The 26,901-nt window shown below is 53.7% G+C and carries 22 protein-coding genes; 13 read left to right on the top strand and 9 right to left on the bottom strand.

The window, feature by feature from the left end; genetic code table 11:
• Window positions 1–41: 41 nt before the first annotated feature.
• From pseI to DESAC_RS09350, 9 genes are all read right to left on the bottom strand, one after another.
• On the bottom strand, window positions 42–1,097 hold the full coding sequence (pseI, locus tag DESAC_RS09390) for a pseudaminic acid synthase (protein WP_013706829.1): 1,056 nt from the start codon (window positions 1,095–1,097) through the stop codon (window positions 42–44).
• 29 nt (window positions 1,098–1,126) lie between these two features.
• Window positions 1,127–2,662, bottom strand: a complete 1,536-nt coding sequence (pseG, locus tag DESAC_RS09385; protein ID WP_013706828.1) for a UDP-2,4-diacetamido-2,4,6-trideoxy-beta-L-altropyranose hydrolase — start codon at window positions 2,660–2,662, stop codon at window positions 1,127–1,129.
• A 2-nt stretch (window positions 2,663–2,664) separates the two neighbouring features.
• Window positions 2,665–3,378: an acylneuraminate cytidylyltransferase family protein gene (locus tag DESAC_RS09380; RefSeq protein ID WP_013706827.1), complete on the bottom strand. Its 714-nt coding sequence runs from the start codon at window positions 3,376–3,378 to the stop codon at window positions 2,665–2,667.
• 18 nt (window positions 3,379–3,396) lie between these two features.
• A complete protein-coding gene (locus tag DESAC_RS09375; protein ID WP_013706826.1) occupies window positions 3,397–4,440 on the bottom strand; it encodes an N-acetylneuraminate synthase family protein in 1,044 nt (347 codons plus the stop codon).
• A gap of 16 nt (window positions 4,441–4,456) precedes the next feature.
• Window positions 4,457–5,641, bottom strand: coding sequence for a UDP-4-amino-4,6-dideoxy-N-acetyl-beta-L-altrosamine transaminase (gene pseC, locus DESAC_RS09370; protein WP_013706825.1), 1,185 nt, complete (start codon window positions 5,639–5,641; stop codon window positions 4,457–4,459).
• Window positions 5,642–5,695: 54 nt separating this feature from the next.
• Window positions 5,696–6,676 (bottom strand): UDP-N-acetylglucosamine 4,6-dehydratase (inverting), encoded by a 981-nt coding sequence (pseB, locus tag DESAC_RS09365; protein WP_013706824.1) that lies wholly within the window; start codon window positions 6,674–6,676, stop codon window positions 5,696–5,698.
• 65 nt (window positions 6,677–6,741) lie between these two features.
• On the bottom strand, window positions 6,742–7,509 hold the full coding sequence (locus DESAC_RS09360; RefSeq protein ID WP_013706823.1) for a glycosyltransferase family 2 protein: 768 nt from the start codon (window positions 7,507–7,509) through the stop codon (window positions 6,742–6,744).
• Between the two features lie 5 nt (window positions 7,510–7,514).
• Entirely contained in the window at window positions 7,515–8,135 is a 621-nt protein-coding gene (locus tag DESAC_RS09355; protein ID WP_013706822.1) for a CmcI family methyltransferase, read from the bottom strand.
• A gap of 70 nt (window positions 8,136–8,205) precedes the next feature.
• A complete protein-coding gene (locus DESAC_RS09350) occupies window positions 8,206–9,363 on the bottom strand; it encodes a class I SAM-dependent methyltransferase (protein ID WP_258164939.1) in 1,158 nt (385 codons plus the stop codon).
• Window positions 9,364–9,850: 487 nt separating this feature from the next.
• On the opposite strand from DESAC_RS09350, the gene DESAC_RS09340 reads away from it, so the two are divergent.
• From DESAC_RS09340 to DESAC_RS09280, 13 genes are all read left to right on the top strand, one after another.
• Entirely contained in the window at window positions 9,851–10,576 is a 726-nt protein-coding gene (locus DESAC_RS09340; protein WP_013706820.1) for a hypothetical protein, read from the top strand.
• An 81-nt stretch (window positions 10,577–10,657) separates the two neighbouring features.
• Complete coding sequence (locus DESAC_RS09335; RefSeq protein ID WP_013706819.1) at window positions 10,658–10,846, top strand: hypothetical protein; 189 nt, start codon at window positions 10,658–10,660, stop codon at window positions 10,844–10,846.
• Between the two features lie 128 nt (window positions 10,847–10,974).
• Complete coding sequence (sucC, locus tag DESAC_RS09330) at window positions 10,975–12,132, top strand: ADP-forming succinate--CoA ligase subunit beta (protein ID WP_013706818.1); 1,158 nt, start codon at window positions 10,975–10,977, stop codon at window positions 12,130–12,132.
• Between the two features lie 66 nt (window positions 12,133–12,198).
• Window positions 12,199–13,071 (top strand): succinate--CoA ligase subunit alpha, encoded by an 873-nt coding sequence (sucD, locus tag DESAC_RS09325; RefSeq protein ID WP_013706817.1) that lies wholly within the window; start codon window positions 12,199–12,201, stop codon window positions 13,069–13,071.
• 226 nt (window positions 13,072–13,297) lie between these two features.
• Window positions 13,298–13,843: an epoxyqueuosine reductase QueH gene (locus DESAC_RS09320; RefSeq protein WP_013706816.1), complete on the top strand. Its 546-nt coding sequence runs from the start codon at window positions 13,298–13,300 to the stop codon at window positions 13,841–13,843.
• A 195-nt stretch (window positions 13,844–14,038) separates the two neighbouring features.
• Window positions 14,039–15,565 carry a uroporphyrinogen-III C-methyltransferase gene (gene cobA, locus DESAC_RS09315; protein ID WP_041283902.1) on the top strand — a complete coding sequence of 509 codons (1,527 nt, stop codon included), beginning with the start codon at window positions 14,039–14,041 and terminating at the stop codon, window positions 15,563–15,565.
• A gap of 4 nt (window positions 15,566–15,569) precedes the next feature.
• The gene (locus DESAC_RS09310; protein ID WP_148231219.1) at window positions 15,570–17,549 is read left to right on the top strand and encodes an ATP-dependent helicase; all 1,980 of its coding nucleotides are present in this window, start codon (window positions 15,570–15,572) and stop codon (window positions 17,547–17,549) included.
• 19 nt (window positions 17,550–17,568) lie between these two features.
• On the top strand, window positions 17,569–20,451 hold the full coding sequence (locus DESAC_RS09305) for an N-6 DNA methylase (protein ID WP_013706813.1): 2,883 nt from the start codon (window positions 17,569–17,571) through the stop codon (window positions 20,449–20,451).
• A gap of 299 nt (window positions 20,452–20,750) precedes the next feature.
• Window positions 20,751–21,686, top strand: a complete 936-nt coding sequence (locus DESAC_RS09300; protein ID WP_013706812.1) for a radical SAM protein — start codon at window positions 20,751–20,753, stop codon at window positions 21,684–21,686.
• Between the two features lie 166 nt (window positions 21,687–21,852).
• A complete protein-coding gene (locus tag DESAC_RS09295) occupies window positions 21,853–22,491 on the top strand; it encodes a metallophosphoesterase family protein (RefSeq protein ID WP_013706811.1) in 639 nt (212 codons plus the stop codon).
• Between the two features lie 174 nt (window positions 22,492–22,665).
• Window positions 22,666–25,332, top strand: a complete 2,667-nt coding sequence (secD, locus tag DESAC_RS09290) for a protein translocase subunit SecD (RefSeq protein WP_013706810.1) — start codon at window positions 22,666–22,668, stop codon at window positions 25,330–25,332.
• A 64-nt stretch (window positions 25,333–25,396) separates the two neighbouring features.
• Window positions 25,397–26,218 (top strand): phosphoribosylformylglycinamidine synthase I, encoded by an 822-nt coding sequence (purQ, locus tag DESAC_RS09285; protein WP_013706809.1) that lies wholly within the window; start codon window positions 25,397–25,399, stop codon window positions 26,216–26,218.
• A gap of 79 nt (window positions 26,219–26,297) precedes the next feature.
• Complete coding sequence (locus tag DESAC_RS09280) at window positions 26,298–26,771, top strand: pyridoxamine 5'-phosphate oxidase family protein (RefSeq protein WP_013706808.1); 474 nt, start codon at window positions 26,298–26,300, stop codon at window positions 26,769–26,771.
• Window positions 26,772–26,901 lie beyond the last annotated feature (130 nt).

Raw genomic sequence — 26,901 nt, 5'->3', positions numbered from 1 at the left:
TTATAGCGCCTCGGTGGAGCTTGCCTTGTTTTCCCGGTTCATTAATTCCCTAGCAGCTCCCAACTTACCGGCGTTCCCGCCGGGATGTCCCGTACCGCCCGCCGGCCTAGAACCTGCTCCAAATATTTCGGGGCCAATCCGTGACCGGGGCGGATAGAGCGTACATGTGCGGCAGTAAAAACTTCCCCGGCCTTGATATCCCGAGCCACGAAGAGTGACCGGCGAAAGGCCCGGCTCTGCGCCTCAAGGGGACTGGCCCCATAACTCACCCGGCCTAAGGCTTTTTCTACCGTTCTGACTGCCTGAGCCATGGCCCGAAATTCTTCCGGCTCCAAGGAAAAGGCGCTGTCCGGACCAGGAACTGAACGGGAGAGGGTGAAGTGCTTTTCGATCAGACAGGCCCCGAGCGCCACTGCCGCCACCGGGGCGGCAATGCCTAAGCTGTGATCGGAAAGTCCCACCGGTACCCCAAAGGCCGCCGCTAGATGCGGGATTGTCCGTAAATTCATCTCCTCCGGAGCGGCTGGATAGGCGCTGGTACACTTCAGGAGGACAATCTGCTCAGCCCCGGCCTGCCTGGCAGCAACGACCGCTTCCTCAATTTCGCCCAATGTAGCCATCCCTGTCGACATGACGATCGGCTTACCAGTCTTGGCCACCCGCCGGATGAGAGGCAGGTCCACCAGTTCAAACGAGGCAATCTTATACGCCGGGACCTTGAGTTCTTCCAGAAAATCCACGGCGCTGGCGTCAAAAGGCGAAGAGAACAGGTCAAGCCCCAGATTCCCGGCGATTTTCTGGAGCTTGGGGTGCCACTCCCAGGGTGTGCAAGCCTCGGCGTAGAGGTCATGGAGATTGCGTCCGGCCCAGATAGTTCCGGGACCGATTTGAAAGTCTGCCCGAGGAAGGTTAAGGGTCATCGTCTCAGGGGTGTAGGTCTGCAGTTTTACTGCATCAGCACCAGCCTCTCGGGCCGCCTGGAGGATGGCCGCCGCCTGTTCAAAATCCTGGTGGTGATTGGCCGACATCTCCGCCACCAGGTAAACCGGTTGGCCTTGGCCAATGGTGCGCCCATTAATTTTGATCGAGGATGGCATACCGTCACCTGCAAGAGCCGGCCAAGCCGTCAGGGAAAATTACGCTTACCGTTAAAAACATTTGAGAAGATCTCCAACCGGTTCAAAGAATAATGCCAGGTTTTTCTCCCTCTTACTATCCTCACACCGGCCTTTTTGAACCCGGCGGCCTCGAAAGCCCGGATTGATCTAACGTTGTCCATTTTGATGAAGGCATCAATAACCGCCGTCTCCGTTTGTCGGAAGATTTGTCTTGCCCCCGCGTCGATAATTTGTCGACCGTATCCCCGCCCCCGCTGGTTTGGGGCCAGGCTGACATGAATTATGGCCCGGTGGTTGTCGAGTTCGAACCGCACCTGCCCGACTGGAGCATCTTGATGATCCACTGCTAGAAAGAAGAGTTGACCGGGATCCTTCGAGACCCGGTTGAACCACAAAAGGTGGTTTTCCCAGGGAATAGGTTCTTGTGAGAACGAGGCCTGTCTGACTTCCGGATCATTAGCCAGCGACCAGATTGCCCGGCAATCTTCCGGTCGTACCCGACGCAACCGGAAGGGTTCATTCCGCATCTGCATGACGACCCGCGCCGCGCCCTCTCCATCTACCAGTTTCTGTCCCCGCCGAGACAACTGGCGACGGGTCTCCGGCTCTGCCAGCAGCCGGTCTACCGCTTGAGTTATCTGCCGGACCGCGAGGTGTTCATGCCATCCCAGGTTCAGGGCAACCCCACCCGACTGCAGATTCTCGGCCACGGGGCGCTGATTATCAGCACAGGAAATAACCAGGCCGGGAAGTCCCATAAAGGCCATTTCCCAACAGGTACTCCCACCGGCAGTAATGGCCAGATCGGCCCACGCCAGCAATCGGGGCATGTCATCAACATTTTTCAGGATTCTAAGAGGAAACGGATATTTTTCGGCTCTATTAGACAGATGATGGCACCAGGAATTAACCCCTCCAACTATAACAGTTATTTCCAGATCATCTGCCTTAACCTGTTCTAACGCCTCCAAGACTTTCAACGTCACCCGGTTCGGGTCAGCTCCGCCTAATGTTACCAAAATCTTGCTGGAAGTCTCGGAGATTTCTCGACGCCATCCCTGCCAGGACCAATACTCCCGGCGCAAAAGGGCATAGCGGCATCCCAAAAGCAGTCGGGTATAATCCTCCCGATCACCATACAGACGCTCATGGGCATGCATATTTTGATTAAGGATGAAGTCTGCCCGGTAGGGCGCGGCATGGCCATAATCGTCAATAACGATTAGACGGGATCCACCATCTTTGATAAGGCGCTGGAATCCCGCTGTAAAATGATAACCGTCCAGGACCACCCACCGGGCGCCAATCTCCTGAACCATGCGGGCAGTTTCCTGAGCATCGGCAAAGCCTCCGGGGGGAGAAGCCTGAAGAATTTGAAGGTCACCCTCAACTTCCAGGCGTGGTCTGAGAACGGGTAAATCCGTCGCGGTCAGGAAGGATACTTCTCCTCCCTCGGCGCGCCAGGCCTGAGCCAGGGCCAGACAACGCATCACGTGGCCCAGGCCGATCTGTGGACCGGCGTCGGCGCGGATGACCGCTCTCATTTTCACAGACTTTTAAGATCTTCCCGGGGAGAGGATCGACTAAGTAAAAATTCCGCCCAGGCCAGGTCTAAGGGGTTGTCAATATCCACAGACCTCTCAGCTTCCATGAAATAAGGGATAACTTTACTCCCATAGAATTCACCCTCTGCTAAAAAGATCTGGCTTTTGGCAAAAATGAAGGAGCCATCATGGCGGTAAAGCTGATCCAATCGTTGGGTCTGCTTCATCTGGTTTAAGCCAAAGTATGGCTCTACATAGCCCTGGGGCGCCCAGACGGCTCTCTGCGGTGGATGAGCGAAGGGAACGAGACTCATCAAGTAGTTGGCCTGCCGACTCCGAAAGATCTCATAGGCAGACCGGAGATCCTGGGAGGTACGCAGCGGATTAGTCACCAACAGCACTGCAAATTCTCGATAGAAATGACCTTTGGAAATGAAATATTCTAAAACATGAGTGCATACCTGCCGAACCTGGGCATTATCAGAGGCGAGCGCGGGAGGACGCGCCAGAGCCAACCCGGCCTGATACCAAACGGCTGTTTCCAAAATTTCCTGGTCTTCTGAGGAAACGCAGACCAGATCAAAGATTTCACTCTCGCGGGCTGCCTCAATGGCGTAAGCCAAAAGGGGCTTACCTTGCAGCAGAGCCAGGTTTTTGCGGGGGAAGCGCTTGGAACCGCCCCGCGCCGGAATAATACAGAGAGGTTTAGTTATCATGAGATCGCAGTTCTGAAATCAGATATCGTCCCAGGAGATAGCTTCATTGTATTTAAGAGGGCGTTTGGTTACTCTGCCCACAAAGAAATCCAGATACTCCGGTGAGACGCCCGGTTCCGGCCTTTTGCCCTCCAACATCTCCGGCGTAAGTTTCGTGCCCTGAGGAATATCCTGGTTGGCCACCAGATGTCGAAACCATTTCCGCCGTTCGATCAGATCTTTTTGGCTGGGGTTCAGTTCATGTCTTCCTTTGGCGGCCTGCACCTGGCGTATCAACCTGACATAATCAGCGAATTCGCCGGGCTCTTTGGACAGGATATGATGGTGACCGGGAAGATTCCTCGCTAAAGTTAACCTTTTTTCTAATACCACCGCCCCCAGGGCCACCGCCATGATGTCTGTTTCATCATGGCAATCGCGGGATGAGTAGCCCACCAGCGCATGGAATGTATCACGCAGGTAAGGAATAGTCCCCATGTTTTTTTCCGCCAGACTATCGGCCGAAGTGCAGTGCAGCAGAATACACTGATCATTCTGGGCCTCAAGCATTAGTTGCATGACTTTTGCCATTTCGGCCAGTTTAACGGGACCGGTATCAATGATGACCGGTTTTTTCAAAGCGGCAATGCGCCGCCAGAGAGGCAGGTAGTTATAATCCCAGGAACTCAACTTGTATGCTTCCAAACCCAAGGTCTCGGCATATTCGATTCCACTCGGTGAATTGACCGTTGAGAATATAATAACTTTTCTCTTATCTCCGTAAGCCTTAAGTTCCCGCCATTCGTCCAGCGAAAAACGCAATTGGTTTAACATGGCGAACATATTTTCGGTTTTGGGACCTTCCAGGCTGTCATAGGAATAGGTGATAGTTTTATCGCTCATGATCTCTTCCGGAAACCAGAAGATAAATTTGATAGCATCCGCATCGGATTCGGCAACAACATCAATCAATTCTTTAGCAATGTTCAGGTCATAATTGCAGGTCACGCCAGTTTCGGCAATAATAAACAGGGGGCTGTGTTCACTAATTGTTTTGTGACCTATGCTGATCTCTGACCTCATAAAAACTCCTTTCCCCTCAGGAAGCAGAAGCCTCGGAACGGTGATGAAGTTGGACCACATGGGTTATGGCCGCCTGCACCCGGTCTATTTCCTCTTCCGTCATGGCCGGGAAGAGAGGTACGGTGAGCATCCGCTCGTAGGCCGCCTCGGCCACCGGGCAGAGCCCGGGACCGGTGCCGAAACGCTGGCGGTAAAACGGGTGCAGGTGCACCGGAATATAGTGCACATTGACTCCAATCCCCTCGTCCCGCAAGGCTTTATAGACTCTCCCCCGGTCGAGCTGCCCCCGATCCAGATTCAGCAGAATGACGTACAGGTGGTAGGCATGTGATACCTCGGGCGAGACCGTCAGGGGTGAAATTTCCGGCAGATCACGGAAGCCCTCATCGTAGCGGCGGGCAATCTCCCGGCGGCGGCGCAGCCATTGCGGCAGTTTGCGCAGTTGCGAGATTCCCAGGGCGCACTGGAGATCGGTAAGCCGGTAATTATAGCCTAAATCAACCATCTCGTAATACCAGGTTCCCTGCTCCGCCCGCTGCCGGAAGTCGGTAGCAATACCATGATTACGAAACCGGCGCATTCTCTCGGCATACTCCGGATTCTGCGTCGTTACCATACCGCCTTCGCCGGTGCAGAGGTGTTTGGCCGGGTGGAAGCTGAAGATATTGACGTCGGCCAATGTCCCCACGTGCCTGCCTTTATACTGCCCTCCCAGGGCGTGACAGGCGTCGGCCACCAGGGCCACGTCATGTCGCTGGGCAATGTCCCGCAATGCGTCGTAATCACAAGGATGACCGGTATAGTCAACGGCAATGAGAGCCCTGGTGCGAGGAGTAATCAAGGCTTCGATCTTCCCGGGGTCCAGGAGGAGGGAGCCGGGCGTCACATCGGCAAAGACCGGGATGCCCCCTTGAAAAACGATGGCATTGGTAGTGGCCACAAAAGTCATGCCGGGGGCGATGACCTCGTCTCCTGGGCCGATGCCCAGGGCATACAGGGCCGCGTGGACGGCCGCGGTCCCGGATGACAGGGCCACTGCTTCCTTGGCCCCGACCCAATCGGCCAGCGCTCTCTCAAATTCCGCCACCTTGGGACCGGTGGTCATCCAAGCTGAGCGGAGCACTTCACAGACCGCGGCCACATCGTCTTCATCCAGCCACTGCCGGGCGTATGGGATCACGTTCGGAGATGAAGTAGTCATATATAGAAAATCACTTCCTAACTCGAGATTTTGATAACTGGCGCTAGCCTTGCATTAAAGATCCTGAATCAATTCCCTCAGCTCTTCGGGCTGGAGTCGCCAGGGGTTGTTGAGGGAATCGTACTCAAAATCGGGTGGCGTCGGAGTCCCTGCTTCTTCCTGAAAACGGCGCGCAAAGTAGCGAAAATCCGGTTTAATGACATAGTAATCTTTGAACTCAATGGTGTTGCGGGCGTCGTCTTTGGTGATCATGAGCTCGTGGAGCTTCTCCCCCGGCCGGATGCCGATGATCTTGGTCTGACACTCCGGTCCAATGGCCGCGGCCAGATCCATGATATTCATGCTGGGCAGTTTGGGGACAAACAATTCCCCGCCCACCATCCGCTCCAGGCAGTCCAAGACAAAGAGGACCGCCTGTTCCAGGGTTATCCAGAAGCGGGTCATGCGAGGGTCGGTGATGGGCAGCACGCCTTTGGCCCTCTCCCGAAGGAAGAGGGGAATGACACTGCCCCGACTGCCGACGACATTGCCATAGCGCACCACGCTAAAAATAGTATGGTCCCGTCCCACATAGGCATTGCCGGCAATGAACAATTTGTCCGAACAGAGTTTGGTGGCGCCATAGAGATTGACCGGGTTGGCGGCTTTGTCGGTGCTCAGGGCGATGACTTTCTTGACTTTCTGGTCAATGGCGACGTTAATGACATTCTGGGCGCCCAGGATGTTGGTCTTTACCGCTTCAAAAGGATTGTACTCCGCCGCCGGTATCTGTTTTAAGGCTGCGGCGTGGATAATGTAGTCTACTTCGTGGAAGGCGCGATACAGCCGCTCCTTATCGCGTACATCACCTAGAAAATAGCGCATGTTGGGATACTTTTCATGCGAAAAGATGCGCCCCATTTCAAACTGCTTGTATTCGTCCCGGCTGAAAATAATGATCTTTCGGGGGGCATAGCGCTCAAGCAAAATCTGGGCACATTTCCGGCCGAACGAACCGGTGCCGCCGGTGATGAGGATTGCTTTATCATCGAACATAGGGACCAGCCCCTTTTAGCATAATCGCATAACTCCTTTCGGCACTGCTATAAAACCGATTTTATTTAATTATCCAATGAATCGTTGTTCAGGATATTTTGGATCTCCGGCCGACTCATCAACATCGAGTTTTTCTGTTGAAACTTTTCGTATAATTGCTGCTTCGTAATCTGACCGGTGAGAATTGCCGTGACATTGCTGGTGTGCCACAACATCGGCGCTAATTCGGCATGAGTTAACAATAAAAACGGATACCGACGTTGTATTTCCCGGTAATAGAGGTCCGTAATGAAGTCTCCGACGGGATCCCGGAAGGAATATCCGGTATCCTGGAACACCTGTTTTTTTATGATGAAGCAGAAGGACATGATCTTTTTATTATGCTGCCCCGTTTTAAAAAAGTCTTTACAAGCGTTTCGCCAGGCATAAACCGCCCGTTTCCATTTTTCCGTGACGGGTTCGAAGCGGTTGACATCACGCACGGTAGTTGAAAGCCCCACGGCTTGGCGATCTTGGATCTTTTGCAATAGATCAGAATCCCATCCCGGCTTAAGGACAATGGTGTCACTGTGAAAAAAAACCAGCCAATCTCCCTGAGCCTGTTGTACCCCCAACTCCAGGGCTTCGGCGTGCGCCCTGCTGCCGATTGCCTGAGTGGGATTGATGATTAAAGTTATCCATTTGAGGCGCTGCAGATATTCAACTGAAGCGTCCTGGGAATTATTATCCACCACGATAACTTCAAGAGGCTCTCGGCTGTATTGGCGCAGGGAGCGGAGACAGAGACGGATATGCTCCTCGGTCTGGTAATGCGGAATAATAATCGACAACATCTTTCTTACCGCCGGACCAGATAACCGAAGAAGTTGGTGGTGACATAGGGCTCTACACCCTCGGCCGGAACAAATTCCGGATGCTCTTCCAAAAAATCCTCCAAGGCCCGCAGCGGCCCCCCTTCCTGGGCAAACTTCTTAAAATGCAGCACATCCACTAGGGTATCTTCAACAATCAGAGCCTGACCCGGACTGATAAGTTCCTGGTACAATGCCAATTCTTTCCGTACATGGGGAGCATGGTGGTTGGAATCCAAAACGAGTGAGCCTCTCCGCTTCCCGGCCAGGCTAAACACCTTGGCCACTGTTTCCGGGAGCGAAGAATCTCCCACCACAAAGGTGATTAAAGGATGTTGGGGCCGAGGCAGATCGGCGATATCGACCGAAATGATCTGTTCTAATCCGAGGTGTTCCGCCCAGGAAGCGAACATAAGGGCGCTGCCGCCATATTGGCTGCCCATCTCCACCAGCACCTGGGGTTTACAGATATGCAATAATCTTAACATGGCGAAACAGTCGCCGGGCAGTTTGCGCAGCCGCACTCCGGCAAATTCCTGGGAGTCCTCCCGCCGTTTGATCGCCGCTTTCACCGCTAATTTTCTCAGCCACGAAACCTTTTGCCGCAATTTCCTTCTCTCCCCATTATGCCTCAAACTCTTCTGATTTAGCATCCCGGCCTTGAGTGACTGCCTCGCCTTATAATTCCTCTATCGTTGGCACTGCCACGATGAATCTGGCCTGCGGGTTCAACTTTCGGATATTGCGCCTGATCTCGTTTTTGAAGTTGTGCGGCAGGATCAATATCCTTTCCCGAACCGAACTGATTTCCTCCTGGGGGAGAATGGGGATCTTGGTACCTGGTTGGTACTTTCCCCACTTCTCCGGCGTGTTGTCATAAATGGCCAGGACGTTGTTCTCTAAGTGGCAATAGTTGCACAGAATACAGCCTTTGGCCGCCGCCCCGACACCGACGATTTTCTCGTCTTTTAAGTAGGCCGATAAATCATCTCGTACCCGGTCAATTCTCTGCTGGTAGGTATCATAGCATATAATACCGTCATCCAACCCCACGTCGATCTTTTGCTGTTCCCCCTGCTTGAGATAGAATCGTAAACTACCGCCATGCATATCAGGAAAATACTTTATCTGGTAAATGGACATATCCATCCGTCGAAGAAATTTCTTCATTCCCCGGATAGAGATATAACTCAGATGTTCATGATATATCTGTCCGGAATCGTTATTATTGACGGTATCCCGCACCCAGGGGGCTTCGATGATTAAGACACCATCCTTTTTCAGGAGCTTTTTGGCGTTGGAGATAAAACCGGTGACATCGTGGACGTGGGCAAAGACGTTCATGGCCACTATGTAATCAGCCCAACCATACTCCTTTAATACCTTTTCAGCGGTCTCGGCCGTAAAAAACTCAGGGATAACGGTAATCCCTTCTGCCTGGGACAACTCTGCCAGATTTTGGGCCGGTTCAATACCGAGTCTCCGGCTTTTGGCCATCTGGTGTAAAAATGTCCCATCATTGCTGGCTATTTCGATGACAAAACGCCCTTTGGCATCGATCTGCCGGGCAAGTTCCCGGCAATGCCGGACAAACGTCCCGGACATACCGCTGCGATAACAGTAAGTCCGAAAAAGATATTCAGGATCAACGACACAATCGATGAAGCTCATACCACAGTCATGACAGAGAAAGACCCGCAGGGGGTATCTTTCGACTTCCTCATCGGGTGAGCTCGACAGATTATTGACCAATGGCATCTCACCCAGATTTAAATACATTGTTTTCTGAGGAGAACCACAGAACCTGCAGTTTTCGATAGTCTTCGCGTGTTCCATTTTTTTCAGTGCCGAAAGATGCCTACTAGCGGCAATCCGGACTTCTCGGACTTCACTCATTCTTACCCTGGGCCCGCACAGACCGAACCTTTTCAAAAGGCGTTGGCTTATTGGTTTGGCGCCATGGAGATGCTGAAAACCTCACCAGTGCAATGGCTCAGGAACCAAAAAAGCGCTGCCATTCCCGCTGCATTACCACAACTCTAATGAAAAAGCGGGTTGGTATTGTTTTTTTATGAAAAAACCTTATTAATAAGGGTGTGAGGGTTTCCTGCCCAGCTATAGGGCTGTTTCGATTATGGCCGATTTGCGGCCGGTTCCATTGCTCCCTTATTGTTGTAATACATCAGACGGGGTAGACAAGACGTTAGATAAATTGTATAGACCTCAGTTATTCTCGTCAAGCGCATACCCTGATTAACACCTGCAAAGGTGTAGAATGCAGACCTAAAGCTGTCTACGTCATGGCCATAATGGAGGAGAATCGATGGTTTCTCGGATTGTTGCAGTTATTGTTACGATTGCCTGGCTGGCTGCCGGCTGTGCTTCCTACCGGCCACAGGCGACGCCGTTCCGCCTGCCCCAGTCCTATGCCAATGTCCAGCATGTCAATGGACTGGACGTGGCGGCCTACAGTTGGTCACAGGAAGAAGAAGCCAAAGGCGCCTTCGGCTTCGATATCATACGAGCGGGGCTCTTGCCGGTGCAGGTGGTCTTTGATAATCAGAGCCCCCTTACCTTACAGATTAACCCATCCCAAACCTTCCTGGTAAACGATCGGGACGAACTATTCACGATATTAGACAATCAGGGCGCCTATGATCGGGTAAGTCGGGCGACTGATTTTCAGGAATCGATTCGCGGCCTGGCTAAAGGCGCTTTCTGGGGCGCTGCCGCCGGAGCCCTCATCGGCGCAGCCATAGGAGTTGCGGCCGGTCGCTCGGCCGGGGACTATGCCATGCGGGGAGCGGCCACCGGAGGCGCCGCCGGAGCGGTCCTGGGAGCCGGTCGGGGGGCCGGAGACACCGAAGTCCCTCGCCAGATTAGCGACGATCTCGCCAACCGCAGCCTCAAGAACAATCCTGTTAAACCCTACGAGATCACCCAGGGGATCATCTTTTTCCCGGCAGAGGCGGGTCGGCCGACGCAGTTGAGACTGCAATTGAAAGATAAGGATACGGATAAAATATATAATCTCAAATTTTTTCTTTAATCTGATCTGATGCCTGGTTGCCGGTAATCTCCCGGCCGATGACCGAAAACTGTAGGTAGCTGATGGGAAAGGCGGGCGCTGATGCTGCAATACGTTGATCTGGATAGCATTAAGTACGATTTTATCCGGGAAAACCGGGAGGATATCCCCGCTGAATTTTCGGCCTATAGCGCCATGTGGGAAAAATCGGCAGAACACTTTGTAGACTTATTTCTCAGCTATCTGGATCGCCGAGGATTGGAAATCCGCTTCAAACAGCCGTATATTTAATCAAATCAACCGGTTTAATTCCAGGCAACCTGATTCTGGTAATTATCGTTGACCTTACCAGCTTCTTCATTTAAATTTAAAGTTTCATGACATTGTTGGCATTTCAGGAACGTTGGAAAGGATGCATGATGAAAATCCACGAATATCAAGCCAAACAACTTTTTGAAAAATTTCAGGTTCCCATTCCGCAGGGTGGAATGGCGACTACTGCCCACGAGGCCTATGAGATCGCCGAGGGCATCGGCGGCGATAGTTTTGTCGTCAAGGCCCAGATTCATGCCGGTGGCCGGGGTAAAGGCGGTGGAGTCAAGGTTGCTGATTCGCTCTCTGATGTAATCACTCTGGCCGACCAGATACTCGGGATGACCCTGGTGACCCATCAGACCGGCCCCGAAGGCCGACTGGTAAAGAAGATATTGGTGGAGCAGGCCCTGGATATCCGGCAGGAATTGTACTTGGGGATTGTTATTGACCGGACACAAGCCAGGCCGGTGCTGATGATGAGCGCCGCCGGTGGGATGGAGATCGAAGAGGTGGCCGCCCGAACCCCCGAATTAATCATTAAGGAAGCCATCGATCCAGCCGTCGGGCTGCAGCCCTTTCAGACCCGCAACCTGGTCTTTGGGGTCGGCCTGGATCCTATGCTCCTCCGTACCGCCTCAGGTTTTATTAATAATCTCTATAAGATGTTTGTAGCCTACGACTGCTCCCTGGTTGAGATCAATCCATTAGTGGTTACCACGGACGGGCAGATGCTGGCGCTGGATGCCAAAGTCACTTTTGATGACAATGCCCTTTTCCGGCACAAAGACCTGCCGCCCCTGGAAGACCCTAATGAGATTGACCCTCTGGAACTGGAAGCCAAAAAACATAATCTTAATTATATCCGCCTCGATGGTACCGTTGGAGCCATGGTCAACGGTGCCGGTCTGGCGATGGCCACTATGGACCTTATCAAACTGGCCGGTGCTGAACCGGCTAATTTTCTAGATGTTGGCGGCGGGGCCAGCGCCGATATGATCGCCAATGGATTCCGCATTATTCTTTCTGACCCCCGGGTCAAAGCAATTCTGATTAACATTTTCGGCGGCATCCTGCGTTGCGACGTCCTGGCAGAGGGTGTTATGGAAGCCGCCAGGCAGGTGAAGGTTGCTGTTCCCATCATCATCCGGTTGGAAGGTACCAACTGCGATATCGGCCGCAACTTGTTGGGAGCATCGGGATTGAATTTTACCGTGGCCGGTGACATGTTGGATGCGGCGCAGAAGGTCGCAGCGTTGGCCTGAACTGCCTCCGGAGAAGGAAAGAATCATCGCAAGAACAAAATTCGAGAAAGTGGAAGAGGTTTTTTGATGAGCGTTCTGGTCGATAAAAATACCCATGTAGTAGTACAGGGAATTACTGGCAAAGAAGGATCTTTCCACGCCCGCCAATGCATTGCCTATGGAACCAAAGTAGTGGCCGGGGTGACCCCGGGCAAGGGCGGCCAAAAGATGGACGATGTCCCGGTGTTCAACACCGTCAAAGAAGCGGTGGCCGCCGCCGGTGCTAACACCTCACTGATCTTTGTCCCCCCAGCCTTTGCTGCCGACGCCATTCTCGAAGCCGCCGGCGCCGGCATCAAGGTCATTGTCTGCATCACCGAAGGTATTCCCACTCTGGAAATGGTCAAAGTGGCCCGCCGGTTGGAAGGGACGGATATCCGTCTCATCGGCCCCAACTGCCCCGGTATAATTTCTCCCGGCCAGGCCAAGGTTGGCATCATGCCCGGCCCGATCCACCAGGAAGGGCCTGTGGCATTGGTTTCCCGCAGCGGCACCCTGACTTATGAAGCGGTATACCAACTGACGCTCAGAGGTCTGGGGCAATCCACCTGTGTCGGCATCGGCGGCGATCCTATTATCGGCACGAATTTTATCGATATGCTGCGACTCTTTCAGGCAGATCCGCAGACCCAGGGAATCGTTCTCATCGGTGAGATCGGCGGCACTGCCGAAGAAGAGGCCGCGGCTTTTATTAAAGCGAACGTTACCAAACCGGTGGTAGCTTTCATTGCCGGAATGACTGCACCGCCAGGCAAACGTATGGGACATGCCGGGGCCATTATCTCCGGCGGCAGCGGTAGAGCCGTGGACAAGATCGCCGCCCTGGAAGCCGCCGGTGCCACAGTCGTGCGCAACATCGGCGAACTGGGCGCTATCTGTCAACAGACCATGCGGCTATAAGGCGGTCTCCGGTTTCCGGTTAAAAGCTTTTCTAGCGAGGCTCTGGCCAAACTTATCTTCCCCCCGTTGTCATTCTGAGCCTAGTGAAAGTTCCTTATTCTTCCGGGGCTTAGATTCTTCAGCCGCATTCGGGCTGACAATAGTTGCCAGTCTGCGAGAGCCTCTACGATTAATGCATTAAAATCTTGCTTGCCAACACCGGGGGCAGGTTCCAGGGTCGCCGGACATGAAGCTGTTACTCCACATCTGCTGTGCGCCGTGCGCCATCTACCCTCTTAAAATCCTTCGGGAAGCCGGAATGGAGGTGCATGGCCTCTTTCATAACCCCAATATTCATCCTTATCAGGAGTTTCAACGCCGTTTGCAGACCTTGGAAGAGTACGCCGCAACCGAGTCCTTGCCGCTGATTGTGCACCATCGCTATGATTTGGAAGAATTTATCCAGCTGGTCGTCTTTCGCGAGGCGCAACGCTGCCGGTTCTGCTATGGCCTGCGCCTGCGAATTGCCGCCGCCACCGCCAGACAGGGCAAATTTGACGCTTTTACCACTACCTTGCTGTACAGCCGCTACCAGAACCACGATCTTATCCGGGATATCGGCCAACAGGTTGGCCAGGAAGTGGGGGTGACTTTTTACTATGCCGATTATCGCCCCGGTTGGCGGGAGGGCATCGAGGAATCCAAGCGTCTTGGAATGTATCGGCAGCAGTATTGCGGTTGTATCTATAGTGAAAAAGAACGGTATTACAAGCCTCGTAGGGAAAAAAGTTAGAAAATAACGGTGAGCAGTACCCCTCCCGGCATTGGGCGCGGCCCGCTTGCCAAGTAAGAGGACAACCTGGGAACAAAGCGGGGGTGGCCTTGCATATCTCGGCGATCGGTTTTTGCCTTGATCCGCAATCTTTAGGCCTTTTGATCTTAAACCCTGAACTTTGAATCGATACATATGCACTCAGATAAAATTGGTATGGTTTATTTAGTTGGCGCCGGGCCGGGCGATCCCGGTCTGGTGACAGTACGGGGGCTGGAGTTAATCCGCCGGGCCGACTGCATTGTCTATGACTACCTGGCCAATGAGGCGTTTTTACAGGAGGCCTCGCCCTTGGCCGAACTCCTGTACGTGGGGAAAAAAGGGGGAGACCACACCCTGCCCCAGGCTGACATCAACCGGCTGATCGTCGACAAGGCCAGGGCCGGTCTGAAGGTGGTCCGCCTTAAGGGTGGCGATCCCTATGTCTTCGGCCGGGGCGGCGAGGAGGCCGAAGAATTAGCGGCCGCTGGCATTCCCTTTGAGGTTGTACCCGGTATCAGTTCCGCCGTAGCTGTTCCCGCCTATGCTGGCATTCCGGTGACTCACCGGCGGTATGCCTCTCTGGTCTCTTTCATCACCGGCCATGAAGACCCGCACAAACCGGAAAGTGCCATTCCTTGGGAGGTCCTGGCCGCCAGCCCCGGCACCCTGGTCTTCCTCATGGGCGTCAAGAATCTATCGGAAATCTGCCAAAAGCTGCAAGCCCACGGCAAGGCGGCCGATACCCCGGCGGCAGTCATTCACCGAGGGGCAACACCACAGCAAAAAACCGTTTCCGGAACCTTGGCTGATATTGCCGGGCGGGTTCAGACGGCCGGTTTGGCTGCCCCGGCTATCTTTATCGTTGGCGGCGTCGTCGAACTGCGCCCCCGGCTTAATTGGTATGAAACCCGTCCCTTGTGGGGCAAACGTATCCTGGTAACCCGTTCCCGGAGGCAGGTCAGCGCCTTTGTCAAGCTCCTGACGGAATACGGCGCCACCTGCCTGGAGGCGCCTACCATTGAAATTGCCCCCCCGGATGACGGCTACGTTGCTTTGGACGAGGCCATACAGAGATTAGACCGTTACCAGTGGCTCGTTTTCACCAGTCCCAACGGCGTGGTTGCTTTTTTCGAACGGCTGTTCGGCAGTGGGCGTGATGTACGAGCCCTGGGAGCCTGTAAATTGGCGGCTATCGGCGCCGCTACCGCAGAAGCGCTACATGAACACGGCCTCATTGCCGATGTGGTTCCGGAAGACTTCCGAGCCGAGGGTTTGGTGGCCAGTCTCAGTCCCCTGGTCCACCCCGGCCAGCTTCTTCTGCTGCCTCGGGCCCAGGAAGCACGGGAAGTTCTGCCCCAGGAAATGGCAAGGCAGGGTGTCATTGTCCATGTGGCGCCCAGCTACAAGACGGTACCACCTGCACACCTGCCTCCGGACACCGAATCAGCTCTGGCCCGGGGCGAGATCGATGTCTTGACCTTTGCCAGCTCCTCTACGGTGACAAATTTCGTCCGTCTCATCGGTTTAGAACACTTCAAAAAGCTCGCGGCCCAGGCGGTGATCGCCGCCATCGGCCCCATCACCGCCAAGACCCTAAATCAGTTCGGCCTCGAAGCCCGGATTCAGTCCCAGACCTACACCATCCCCGCCCTCGCCGCCGCTATTGTCGATTATTTTCGAACCGAGGCGGTAAGAGGATGATAGATTGACCACACTCTTGTCCACCATGCCGCAAGGTTCTCCCGAATCTAAAAGAACTCACATTGACTACCAACATGAGCTGAATCCGGCCCAATATGAAGCGGTCACCCTCACCGAGGGCCCGGTGTTGGTCATTGCCGGGGCTGGCAGCGGCAAGACTCGGACGTTGGTCTACCGGCTGGCCTATCTGGTGGAACACGGCATTCCTCCCTGGAACATCCTGCTGCTTACCTTTACCCGTAAGGCCTCCCAGGAAATGTTGCACCGGGCCTCGCAGTTGATCAACCGGCCGCTCCATCAGGTCTCCGGGGGCACATTCCATGCCGTCTGCCACGGCTGGCTCCGCCGTTATGGCGCCAGAATAGGATATGACTGCGGTTTTACCCTACTGGATCGGCATGACCAGGGTGATCTGGTGCGGTTGCTGCGGGATCGCTTGGAGCTAAAAGTCAGCCCCGGTCAGTTCCCCCGGCGGCAGACCATCGTCGAAATCTTCGGCGCTCTGGTCAATAAAAACCTGGACCTGGAAACCTTGTTGACCCGAGAACACCCCCAGTTCCTTACGCAGGCCCCCGCCCTGACTGCTCTTAACAGGCTCTACCAACGCCACAAACGCGAGCATCAACTCTTGGACTATGACGATCTGCTCCTGGAAGGCCGCCGTCTGCTGACCGAGCACGAGGATCTGCGCCTCTCTCTGTCGGAAGGGTATCGCTACATCATGGTGGACGAATACCAGGACACCAACCGGCTGCAGGCCGAAATCGTCAAGCTCCTGGCCTTCACCCACGACAACGTCATGGCGGTGGGCGACGACTCGCAATCGATTTACTCTTTCCGGGGGGCTAATTTTCGCAACATCATGGATTTTCCAAGTCTTTTTCCCGGAACCCGCATCATCAAACTGGAGGAAAACTATCGCAGCACCCAGCCCATCCTCGACCTGACCAACACCATTATTGCCCAGGCCAGCGAAAAGTATACCAAGTGTTTGTTCACCCAAAAAAAGCAGGGTCCTAAACCGGTCCTGCTTGAGGCCGGCGGCGAAAACGAACAGTCCCAACTTGTCTGTCAGAGCCTGGCGGAACTGCGGAAACAGGGCACCTCGCTCCGGCAGATGGCGGTGCTCTTCCGGTCGGCCTACCACTCGTTCGACCTGGAGATCGAACTGCTGCGGCAACAGATACCCTTCATGAAGTTCGGGGGCTTTAAATTTATGGAAAGCGCCCATATTAAAGATCTGTTGGCACACCTGCGGGTGGCCGCCAACCCGCGCGATTCCTTGAGTTGGAACCGGCTGCTGCAGTTGGTTCCTGGAATCGGTAAAAAGAGCGCCCAAAAGTTCCTGACCCAGTTACCGCAGGAGGGGTTCTCCCTGCAAGGGGCTTTGCAGTGGCTGACCTCTCAAAAAGGCGCCCGGGCCAAAGCGGCCTTGCAACCCCTGATCGAACTGCTGGAGCAGCTCCAATCTCCCGATTTAGCCCCGGCCACCCGACTCAATATGGCCCTGTCCTATTACGAGCCGATCCTCAAGACCCACTTTGATGACTATCCTAAACGTCTGCGGGATTTGGAGCATCTGTTGACAATCACCGCCCGCTACGGGTCTTTGGGCGATTTCCTGAACGATCTGACCCTGGAACCCCCCGCCAGTATGGCGGAAATTACCGCCGAACCGGGAGAATACCTCACCCTTTCCACCATTCATTCGGCCAAAGGGCTAGAGTGGGACGCGGTCTTTATCATCTGGGCCGCCGAGGGACGTTTCCCTTCTGTCTATTCTCAGGAACGTGAAGCAGAATTGGAAGAAGAACGGCGATTGATGTACGTAGCCGCCACTCGGGCTCGGCGATATCTGTATGTTATGTATCCCAAGGTCAGCTACACCAAGTACCTCGGGACAACGTTCAACGCCGCCTCCCGTTTTGTCCGGGACCTGCCCCGATCCCTGTTGGAGCCTCTGAAGGTAGAACCCAGATGGTAGACAGGAAATTGAAAACAATATGACCGCTGAATACCGTCAGGAAGTTCTCAATGTCATCTTAGCGCAAGCTCTGCAGGAGCGCGGCGTCATCTCGCTTCCCGAAGGAGTGATCAAAACCGTCATCCAGAAACGCCGCCGGATTCCGGATGTCATGGTCGATTACCGCGGTTTGCGGGTGGTCATCGAGGGTGAGGTGAGCGATCAGGCCGGGGCAGAGGAACGCGCCCTGACCTCGGCGCGCCGGCGGGTGGAACAGGGTCTGGCACACATCGGCATTGGCGTGATCTTCCCGGCCGAACTGCGCGCCGTGCCTTTCAAAGCCTTGCTTGAAGCCCTGAGGGACAGCCGTCTCCTGATGGCAGTGACCTCAGAATCGGGAGATACCGGCTATGTCTCGGGAAATATAGACTTCCTGGCGGAATTACTGGATAAGACCTTCGACCAACTGGTGCAGGAAGACGTTGTGGCCCAGGCGGTGGCCGAAATCGACGCCGCCGTCGAAAAAATGGCGCAGTTGTCCCGCCTCTGCCCCGGCTATTACCAGAAAGCGGCGGCAATTTTAGGAATTAAGGCTCTACCGCGCCCCGCGGCGGAAAAAGCCAAAAAGGGTCCGATAGAAACTCTCTATCCGGAAGAGATTCTGGCCATCTGCCGGATCAGCGGCCTGGTGATCATCAACGCTATGATCTTTCAGGAAATATTAGCATCGCACGACAACCGCGTTACTTCGCTCACCCATTTGCTTAATGAGATTGTGCTGCACAGCGCGCTCAACCGGCATTGGAATTATATCGTTTCAGATATAAATTATTTTCCCATATTTCATCTAGCCAGCCAGTTGATGGTGGTCATACCTTCCCACGGAGATATTTTAAAAGGATTAAGAATACTGGGACAGAGCGCCCAGAAAATTGTTGCCATGAAAGCCGCCCTGCGCCATGACCTCATGGGCCGGGTGTATCACAAGCTGCTGGCCGACAAGAAATATCTGGGCACCTATTACACCAGCATCCCGGCGGCCATTCTGCTCCTGAAACTGGCCCTGGGGCATACCACCCTGCCGTTGAAGTGGAACAACCTGGATCGGTTGGAGAGGCTCCAGGTAGCAGATCTGGCCTGCGGCACCGGCACCCTGCTGATGGCGGCGGCCGATACCGTGACAGACAACTATTTTCGGGCCTGTGCCGCCAGGGGGGAGCAGCCGGACGTCACCGCGATCTATCGACTCTTGACCGAGAAGATTATTTACGGCTATGACGTGCTGCCTTCGGCCATTCATCTCACCGCCTCGACCCTGGCCCTGCGCGCTCCGGAAACGCCTTTTCAACGCATGAACCTCTTCAGCCTGCCCTTCGGAGAACCGGAAAACCGCTTGGGCAGCCTTGATTTTATGGACAGCCGCCTGCTGGAGATCAAAGACCTGTTCGGCGCGGTCAGCGACGTCAAACAGATCACCGGGAATGGGGAGATCGAATCGCCTTATGGATATCTGCCGGAGCTGGACCTGTGCGTCATGAATCCGCCTTTTACCCGCAGCGTCGGCGGGAATCTGCTCTTTGGCTCCCTGCCCGAACCTGAGCGCAGCCAGGCCCAAAAGAGGCTGCAAAAAATCATTCAGACCAAAAAATACCAGGCCAATATTACCGCTGGCCTGGGTGCGGTCTTTGTCGCCCTGGCCGACCGTTATCTTAATTCCGGCGGTCGGCTGGCCCTGGTGCTGCCCAAGGCGGTGATCTCGGGAGTGGCCTGGAAACCCACCCGGGAGATGTTGGCCGAGCGGTATCACCTGGAGTATATTGTTGCCAGCCAAGACCCACAGCGTTGGAATTTCTCTGAGAGCACCAGTTTGAGCGAGGTACTGCTGGTAGCCAGAAAAAAAGACGGCGAGAACGACGGCTGCGATACACCCACCATTGCTCTGAATTTGTGGCGTAATCCTACGACGGCCTTCGATGCCCTGGCGGTCTTCCATGCCTTGCTGGACAACTCTCCGCCTCCGGCTATTGACCAGCAGGGCGCCAAAGAAATTTACATCGGCAAGGTGAAGGCTGGCGAAGCCCTGGCTTTTTCCTGGAAGGAGATCAAGGAATGGCCTATGTGGATGCTGCCCGTCGCTTTTGCCCAGTCCGATCTCATCCGGGCGGCGTATCATCTCTTTCAAGGAAAACTGTGGCTGCCGGGGTACGGCATTAGAGGATCAATTCCTTTAAAACCATTGAAAGAATTTGCCCAAATAGGTCCTGATCGCCGAGATATTCATGATGGATTTAAAATAAGCAAGACTCCCTCGGCATATTCAGCATTTTGGGGACATGAAGCATTATTAGTTGAGAGAATTAAGCAGAATCCCAATGCCTATCTCTTCCCATTAGCACATGCGCATAAAAAGCGCCCTTTACGTCGTGTAGAAGATTTATGGCCACTTTCTGGAAAAATATTGGTTGTCGAACGGTTACGGATAAATTCCCAAAAAATAATTTCGAGTTATATTTCTGAACCTGTTTTATCTAATACCTGGTGGCCAATTTCTATGAAGAATGAATATAATAATGATATTTTTGGAAAAATTTTAATATTATGGTTCAATTCAACTCTCGGTATCCTTCATCTACTTGCGAAAAGGCAAGAAACAGAAGGTGCGTGGATAGATTTTAAAAAACCCGTTCTCTCAAATCTTCCCGTTCTCGATCTTGCCGCCCTGACCGAAGAACAGGTCACATTTCTGGCAGAGAGCTTTGATGAAGTCAGCCATGAGGTCATCCAACCATTCCCCCGGATGGCTGACGATCCGGTACGGAGCAGAATCGACGCCGCCATTTCGGAAGCCCTAAGACTGCCTGATTACAGTATCTTGCGAAAATTGCTGGCCCAGGAACCGGTGGTCTGTCTGAAAAGATTATGATCCGATATTATGATGATATTTTGTAATAATCCCGTCTTTGTCATCCACCTGGTAGAGCGGTTTTGTAACCGGTGGTGCACTCAGATGCGACCGCTTGCGAAGGTTGGTAACGAGGGGGGAAGAAATATGGCCAATTTTGATTTAGACCTGGAAGAAAAAAAGGCCTTGCAAGAACTTTCGCCAACGAGGGGATTACGTCGGGCTGGTTTTCTTCGACCGTAAGGAAGTGGAGAACCGGCTCCAAAGGATCAGGGAATTTCTCCGAGATGTACTCTCGCTGATAACACGATAATCCATTTATGACTGCTATTGAACCTGTTTATTTAATGACCCATCGGGATGGCCGGCTGCAACCGAAGCTAGAAACGGCCTATGAGATTCTGCTCTCCTGCGAGATCTGCCCGCACCGCTGCCGGGTAGACCGGCGGCATGGGGAACTGGGCATCTGCCGTACCGGCGATAAGCCTGTAGTCGCCAGTTTTGGGCCGCACTTCGGCGAAGAGGACCCCCTGGTAGGCGAACACGGCTCCGGAACGATCTTTTTCAGCCATTGCAATCTCTACTGCATTTTCTGCCAGAACTGGGAGATCAGCCATGGCGGCGAGGGAGAGGAGATCGATGTCGAAGACCTGGCCGCTATCATGCTCCGGCTCCAGGCTCAGGGCTGCCATAACATTAATTTCGTCACCCCCTCTCACCAGGTGCCGATGATCCTGGCCGCCCTGCCCTATGCCATTGACGGCGGTCTGAGGCTGCCGTTGGTTTACAATACCGGTGGCTATGACTCCCTGGAGACTCTGAGGCTGTTGGAGGGCGTGATCGATATCTACATGCCCGACTTCAAGTTTTGGAATCCTGAAGTGGCAGGTACTCTCACCAACGCCGCCGACTATCCCGAGGTTGCCCGCCAGGCCCTAAAAGAGATGCACCGGCAGGTGGGAGACCTGGTCCTGGATGAGCATGGCGTCGCCTATCGGGGACTGTTGGTGCGGCATCTGGTGCTGCCGGACGGCCTGGCCGGGACCAAAGAAGTCATGCAATTCCTGGCCCGGCAGATTTCAACCCGGACTTATGTCAATGTCATGGGACAGTACCGACCGTGTGGCCAAGCCTACCTACATCCCTCATTAGCCAAGTTTTTGAGCGCCCAAGAGCATCGGGAAGCCCAGCAGCTTGCCCGCGATGCCGGATTGACACGGCTGGACCAGAGGAATAAGCTCTTCCGGTGGCTGTGAGGCAAGGCCGTTCCAGGTTATCAGTTAATAAATAATAATAAAAATAAGCGGTTATAGTAATCGCGGGTTGCGCCACAAAAAGTGCTTTTTTATACGAAGCGGGATGCGCTTCGCTTTCCTGCCCTACAGTCATGCAGCATTTATTAAAGAAAATCATTGAGCCATTATGATCTATGCCATCGGCGATATCCACGGCTGTCGCCAGCATCTGAGCGACTTGTTAAGTCTGGTCAAACCTGATCTTGAACACCATAAGCTGGTGTTCATTGGAGACTATATCGATCGCGGTCCTGATTCCCGCGGGGTGGTGGATGACATTATAGACTTGAAAAAAAAGTATAATCCTGAGAATATAATCTGTCTAATGGGTAATCACGAGCGCATGTTCTTGAACTTTCTCGATGGCAGAGAAGAATTATTTTTCCTCTATAATGGAGGAGCGGCTACTGCGGTCAGTTATTGGGGACCTCATTGGGAGCAACAACCGCATCTGCTTCCCGCCGCGCACCAAAAGTTCTTCGAGGAACTACGGTTAATTTACGAAACACCGGATTATATCTTCGTTCATGGCGGGCTCAAACCCGGCATCCCCCTGGAGCAGCAGCAGGAAGAGGATCTTCTCTGGATTCGCGGTGAGTTTATCAATTCTCTGGAGGATTTCGGCCGCAGGGTTGTATTTGGCCATACCCCTATGCGAGCCCCGCTCATTATGCCTAATAAAATCGGCATTGACACCGGGGCGGTATATGGAAATAAACTAACCTGCGTACTGCTTCCCGAAGAAATATTTTTCTCAGTTCCTTGATATGCCATGGCCAGACATTCATCTGATTGAGTTAATTGCGTTCGGGCTCACTGAAGACCGACTGCAGCCTCCAGTCAATCAGAAGCTGTGTACCCATTTTTTCAATGCGGCCTGAAAAATTATCCCGCCTGTCAGGCGGTTTCATCAGAGAGGTGAAATGAAGGAGTCTGAAGGATGTTAAAGAAAATCCGCTTAAAATTTCTTCTGCTGTTTGTCTTAACCATAGCTTCGATCATCTTGATGCTGCCTTCGGTAACTCCTCATCTACCGGATTGGTATAAGCAGTATATCTGGAAAGAAGGCTTCCGCTTGGGTCTGGACTTGAAAGGCGGCATGCACCTGATCCTGCAAGTCGACATGGATCAGGCCGTACAGAATAACCTGACTATCCAGGGCCAGGACTTGAAAGAACTGGCCGAGAAACGCGGTCTGGATCTCCAGGTCGGCTTACCCCACGCTGGCGTCCTCACTGCCAACCTGGTCAAAGCCGACGAACAATCGGCCTTTAATCAATTGGTAAAAGAAGAATTCAGCCAATTGGAAGTAAAAGGGTCCACGCGGCAGGGTAGCGGAGTGGTATATACCTTGGCCCTGCGCCCTCAGGTGGTCACCGAACTTCAGGATAACACCCGCTCTCAAAGCCTGGAGGTAATCCGCAATCGCATCGACCAGTTTGGCGTTACCGAACCGGTGATCGTTCCTCAGGGCGATGACCAGATTGTCGTACAGTTGCCCGGCCTGCAGGACCCCCAGCGGGCCATGGACCTCATCGGCCAAACGGCGCAGTTAGAGTTCAAACTGGTGGATGATTCGCATGGACTCAACCTGGAGGAGTTGATTGACGAAGCCTCTGCCCGGGGACGCTTAAAACCGGGTTATACGAGAGAGGAGTTAAACCTGGCTTTGGCCGGAAAACTGCCCCCCGATACCGAAGTTTACATCGAGAAATCGATTGATCGGGCCACCGGCAGCATTAAACGCATTCCCCTGTTAGTGCAGAAAAAGGCTTTGATGACCGGCGCCGCGGTCAAATCGGCTGCGGTCCGCATCGGCGACTATAACGAACCCTATGTTTCGGTAGATTTTAGTTCGTCCGGGGCTCGACAGTTCGGCCAGATTACCGGCGCCAACGTCAACCGCCGTCTGGCCATTATCCTGGACGGAGTGGTGCGCTCGGCACCGACCATTAAAGAACGCATTGGCGGCGGCAAGGCCCAGATTACCGGTGCCTACACCTCCGAAGAGGCTCACGACCTGGCTATAGTGCTTCGGGCGGGCGCCCTGCCGGCCAGCGTCAGGATTGTCCAGAATATCACGGTCGGACCGACCCTGGGGCTCGACTCCATTCACAAAGGGGTTGTTGCCGGCGTCATCGGCACGTTTCTGGTCATCGGCTTTATGATTTTTTATTATCGCCTTTCCGGGCTGGTCGCCAATTATGCCCTTATCTTGAATATTATCATGCTGTTAGGGGCGCTGTCACTGGTCCATGCCACTCTCACTCTACCGGGCATCGCCGGCATCATCTTATCGATTGGCATGGCGGTGGATTCCAACGTGTTGATCTATGAACGGATGCGGGAGGAATTTCACGCCGGGAAACCGTTGAAGGCCGGGGTCGATGGCGGCTATGACAAGGCCTTTCTCACCATCGTCGACTCCCACGTCACTACCCTGATTACTGCCGTAGCCCTCTTTTTATTCGGTACCGGTCCCATCCGCGGCTTTGCCGTCACCTTGAGCGTCGGCGTCATCTTGAACCTGTTCACCGCCCTCTTCGGGACTCGCGTGGTCTATGACTATCTCATCTTCAAACGATGGCTTACCAATTTGAGTTTCTTGGAGGTCTTTAGGAAGACGCACTTCGATTTTATCGGGTTCCGGAAATATACCGTTGTGGTTTCCGGCCTGTTATGCGCTCTTGGTCTCGTAGCCTTTATTCAGCTCTCTCGCGGCCATGGCAATCTGGGGGTGGAATTCGCCGGCGGCGCCATGGTACAGTTTAAAGCCGACAAACCATTCACGGTTGAGGCGGTGCGAGACGCCCTGAATCAAAAGGGCTGGGGCCACGCGGAGATACAACCGACCGATGCCGGCGGCGGCCTCATGGTAAAACTGAAAAAATCAGAAGAGTCGGTGGGCAAGATGGCCGATGAATTAGCCGTGATCTTTAATCAAAGCCTCAGCGGCAACCACTTCAGTATCGAAGGCACCTCGGAAATCGGCGCCTCAGTGAGCAAAGACCTCAGAAAATGGGCCATCATCGCTATCGTTATTTCGCTCATCGGCATCATCGTTTACCTGGCCTGGCGGTTTGAATTTGTCTTCGGCGTTGCCGCCGCCATTGCTACCTTTCATGACGTGCTGGCGGTATTGGGGATTTTTTATCTTTTGGATAAAGAAATCACCCTGCTGGTGGTCACTGCCCTGCTCACCCTGGCGGGCTACTCCCTCACCGACACCGTTGTGGTCTTCGACCGGATTAGGGAAAACCTGGCCAAGACGCGGGACAACCTGGGCAAAATTATTAACCTCAGCGTCAATGAAGTCCTGAGCCGGACGATCGTCACCACCACCACCGTCTTTCTGGTGGTCTTGGCCCTCTTTATCTTCGGCGGCGTGGTGATCCAGGACTTTGCCCTAGCCATGTTGCTGGGGGTGATTATTGGGACCTATTCCTCTATCTTTGTAGCCAGCCCGATCATCCATGCCTGGCGCAAAGAGACCAAAAAAGTGATAGTGAAAAAAGAAAAGGTCATTGAACTGGCGGCCCAACAACAGAAACGCTCTCAGAAAAAAGAGAAGGAGGCGGCTCAACGGAAAAAAGGCGGCCGCAAATAGACAGAGGAAAATACTTTCTCATAATTCCAACTTCGCCACCTCGAAGGCGAAAGGCGCTACGCCCATGTGTGTCATAAAAGCCATTGTCCTCTACGGCTACGGTCTTAACTGCGATTACGAGACTAAGTTCGCCCTGGATCAAAGCGGCGCCGAGGCGCAGCGGGTGCATATAAATGAGCTGATCTCCGGGGAAGTCCGGCTGGACCGGTATCACCTATTGGCTCTGCCCGGGGGCTTCAGTTGGGGCGACGACCACGGCGCCGGGGTTATCCTGGGGCTGAGGTTGAAGATGGCCTTGCGCCCCGATCTGGAGGCGTTCATCCACGCCGGCAAGGTCATCCTGGGCATCTGCAACGGCTTTCAGGTTCTGGTAAACGTGGGGTTGCTGCCCGGTCTGGAGGGCGGCTACTTTCAGCGCCAGGCGGCCTTGATCCATAACGATTGTGGCAATTTTCGGGATGCCTGGGTGAATCTTCGGGTCCGCCCCACCCGCTGCCCTTTTTTCAAGGACATCGAGCAGCTAGAGCTTCCCATCCGCCACGGTGAAGGCAAGTTTTACGCCCCGGACGACCTGCTTGCTGAATTATTTGCCCGCAAGCAGGTGGCCCTGCAATACGCCACCCCTCAAGGCGACCTGGCGCAGGGCCGCTTCCCTCACAATCCAAACGGCTCTCTGCGGGACATCGCCGGAATCTGCGACGCCACCGGCCGCATCCTGGGACTCATGCCCCACCCCGAGGCCTTTGTCAGTGAACTACAGCATCCCACCTGGACCAGGCGCAAAGAATCCTGGCGGCGCCAAGGCCTCCCCTACCCTGCCCCTCCTGGCGCGGGCTTGAAAATCTTCCAAAATGCCGTAGATTATCTCAAAGCTCATTTTCTTTAAAGGATTAATTAAAGGAGAAAGCTTCATTTAAAATACTGACACTTTCATACCGTGAAAGTTTTTAATCCAGGAGGTCCATATGGACAACACCTCCCCCAGGCAAACCCTGCAACATCTCTTCACTTCACAAAAGCTGGCGGTCTTGGCTACTTATAATGACAATCAACCTTATTGCAATCTCATGGCATTTGCCGCCACTGAAGATCTGAAGACGATCATCCTGGCCACCAGACGGCAGACACACAAGTATGCCAATATTCAGAAGCATCAGCGCGTCTCACTGCTGGTGGATAACCGCAAGAATCAGGCTGAGGATTTTCAACAGGCGATGGCAGTAACTGTTCTGGCTACCGTCGTCGAGGCCCAGCCTCAGGAATACGAACAATTTCTCAACCTCTACCTCTTCAAACACCCTTACATGGCTAGCTTCTGCCGATCACCGGAATGCGTTCTACTGCAGTTACAGGTTGAACGCTACCTCGTGGTCTCGCACTTCCGTAACTTCCTCTCGCTGGAAGACACTTATTTGCAGATTCAGGAATGGCGGCCATAACGTATGGGAAATTGCCAAAAATGATCCGGACAGTTAAACATTGTTTAGATCATCTCAAAAAAACTTACGGCCAAGGATAGTGCGGTCTTGAGATATCCAGCACTATAATGAGGCGCAATACTAGCAATTA

This window comes from Desulfobacca acetoxidans DSM 11109, assembly GCF_000195295.1.
GTDB classification, from domain to species: domain Bacteria; phylum Desulfobacterota; class Desulfobaccia; order Desulfobaccales; family Desulfobaccaceae; genus Desulfobacca; species Desulfobacca acetoxidans.
This window is presented reverse-complemented; position numbering and strand designations above follow the sequence as displayed.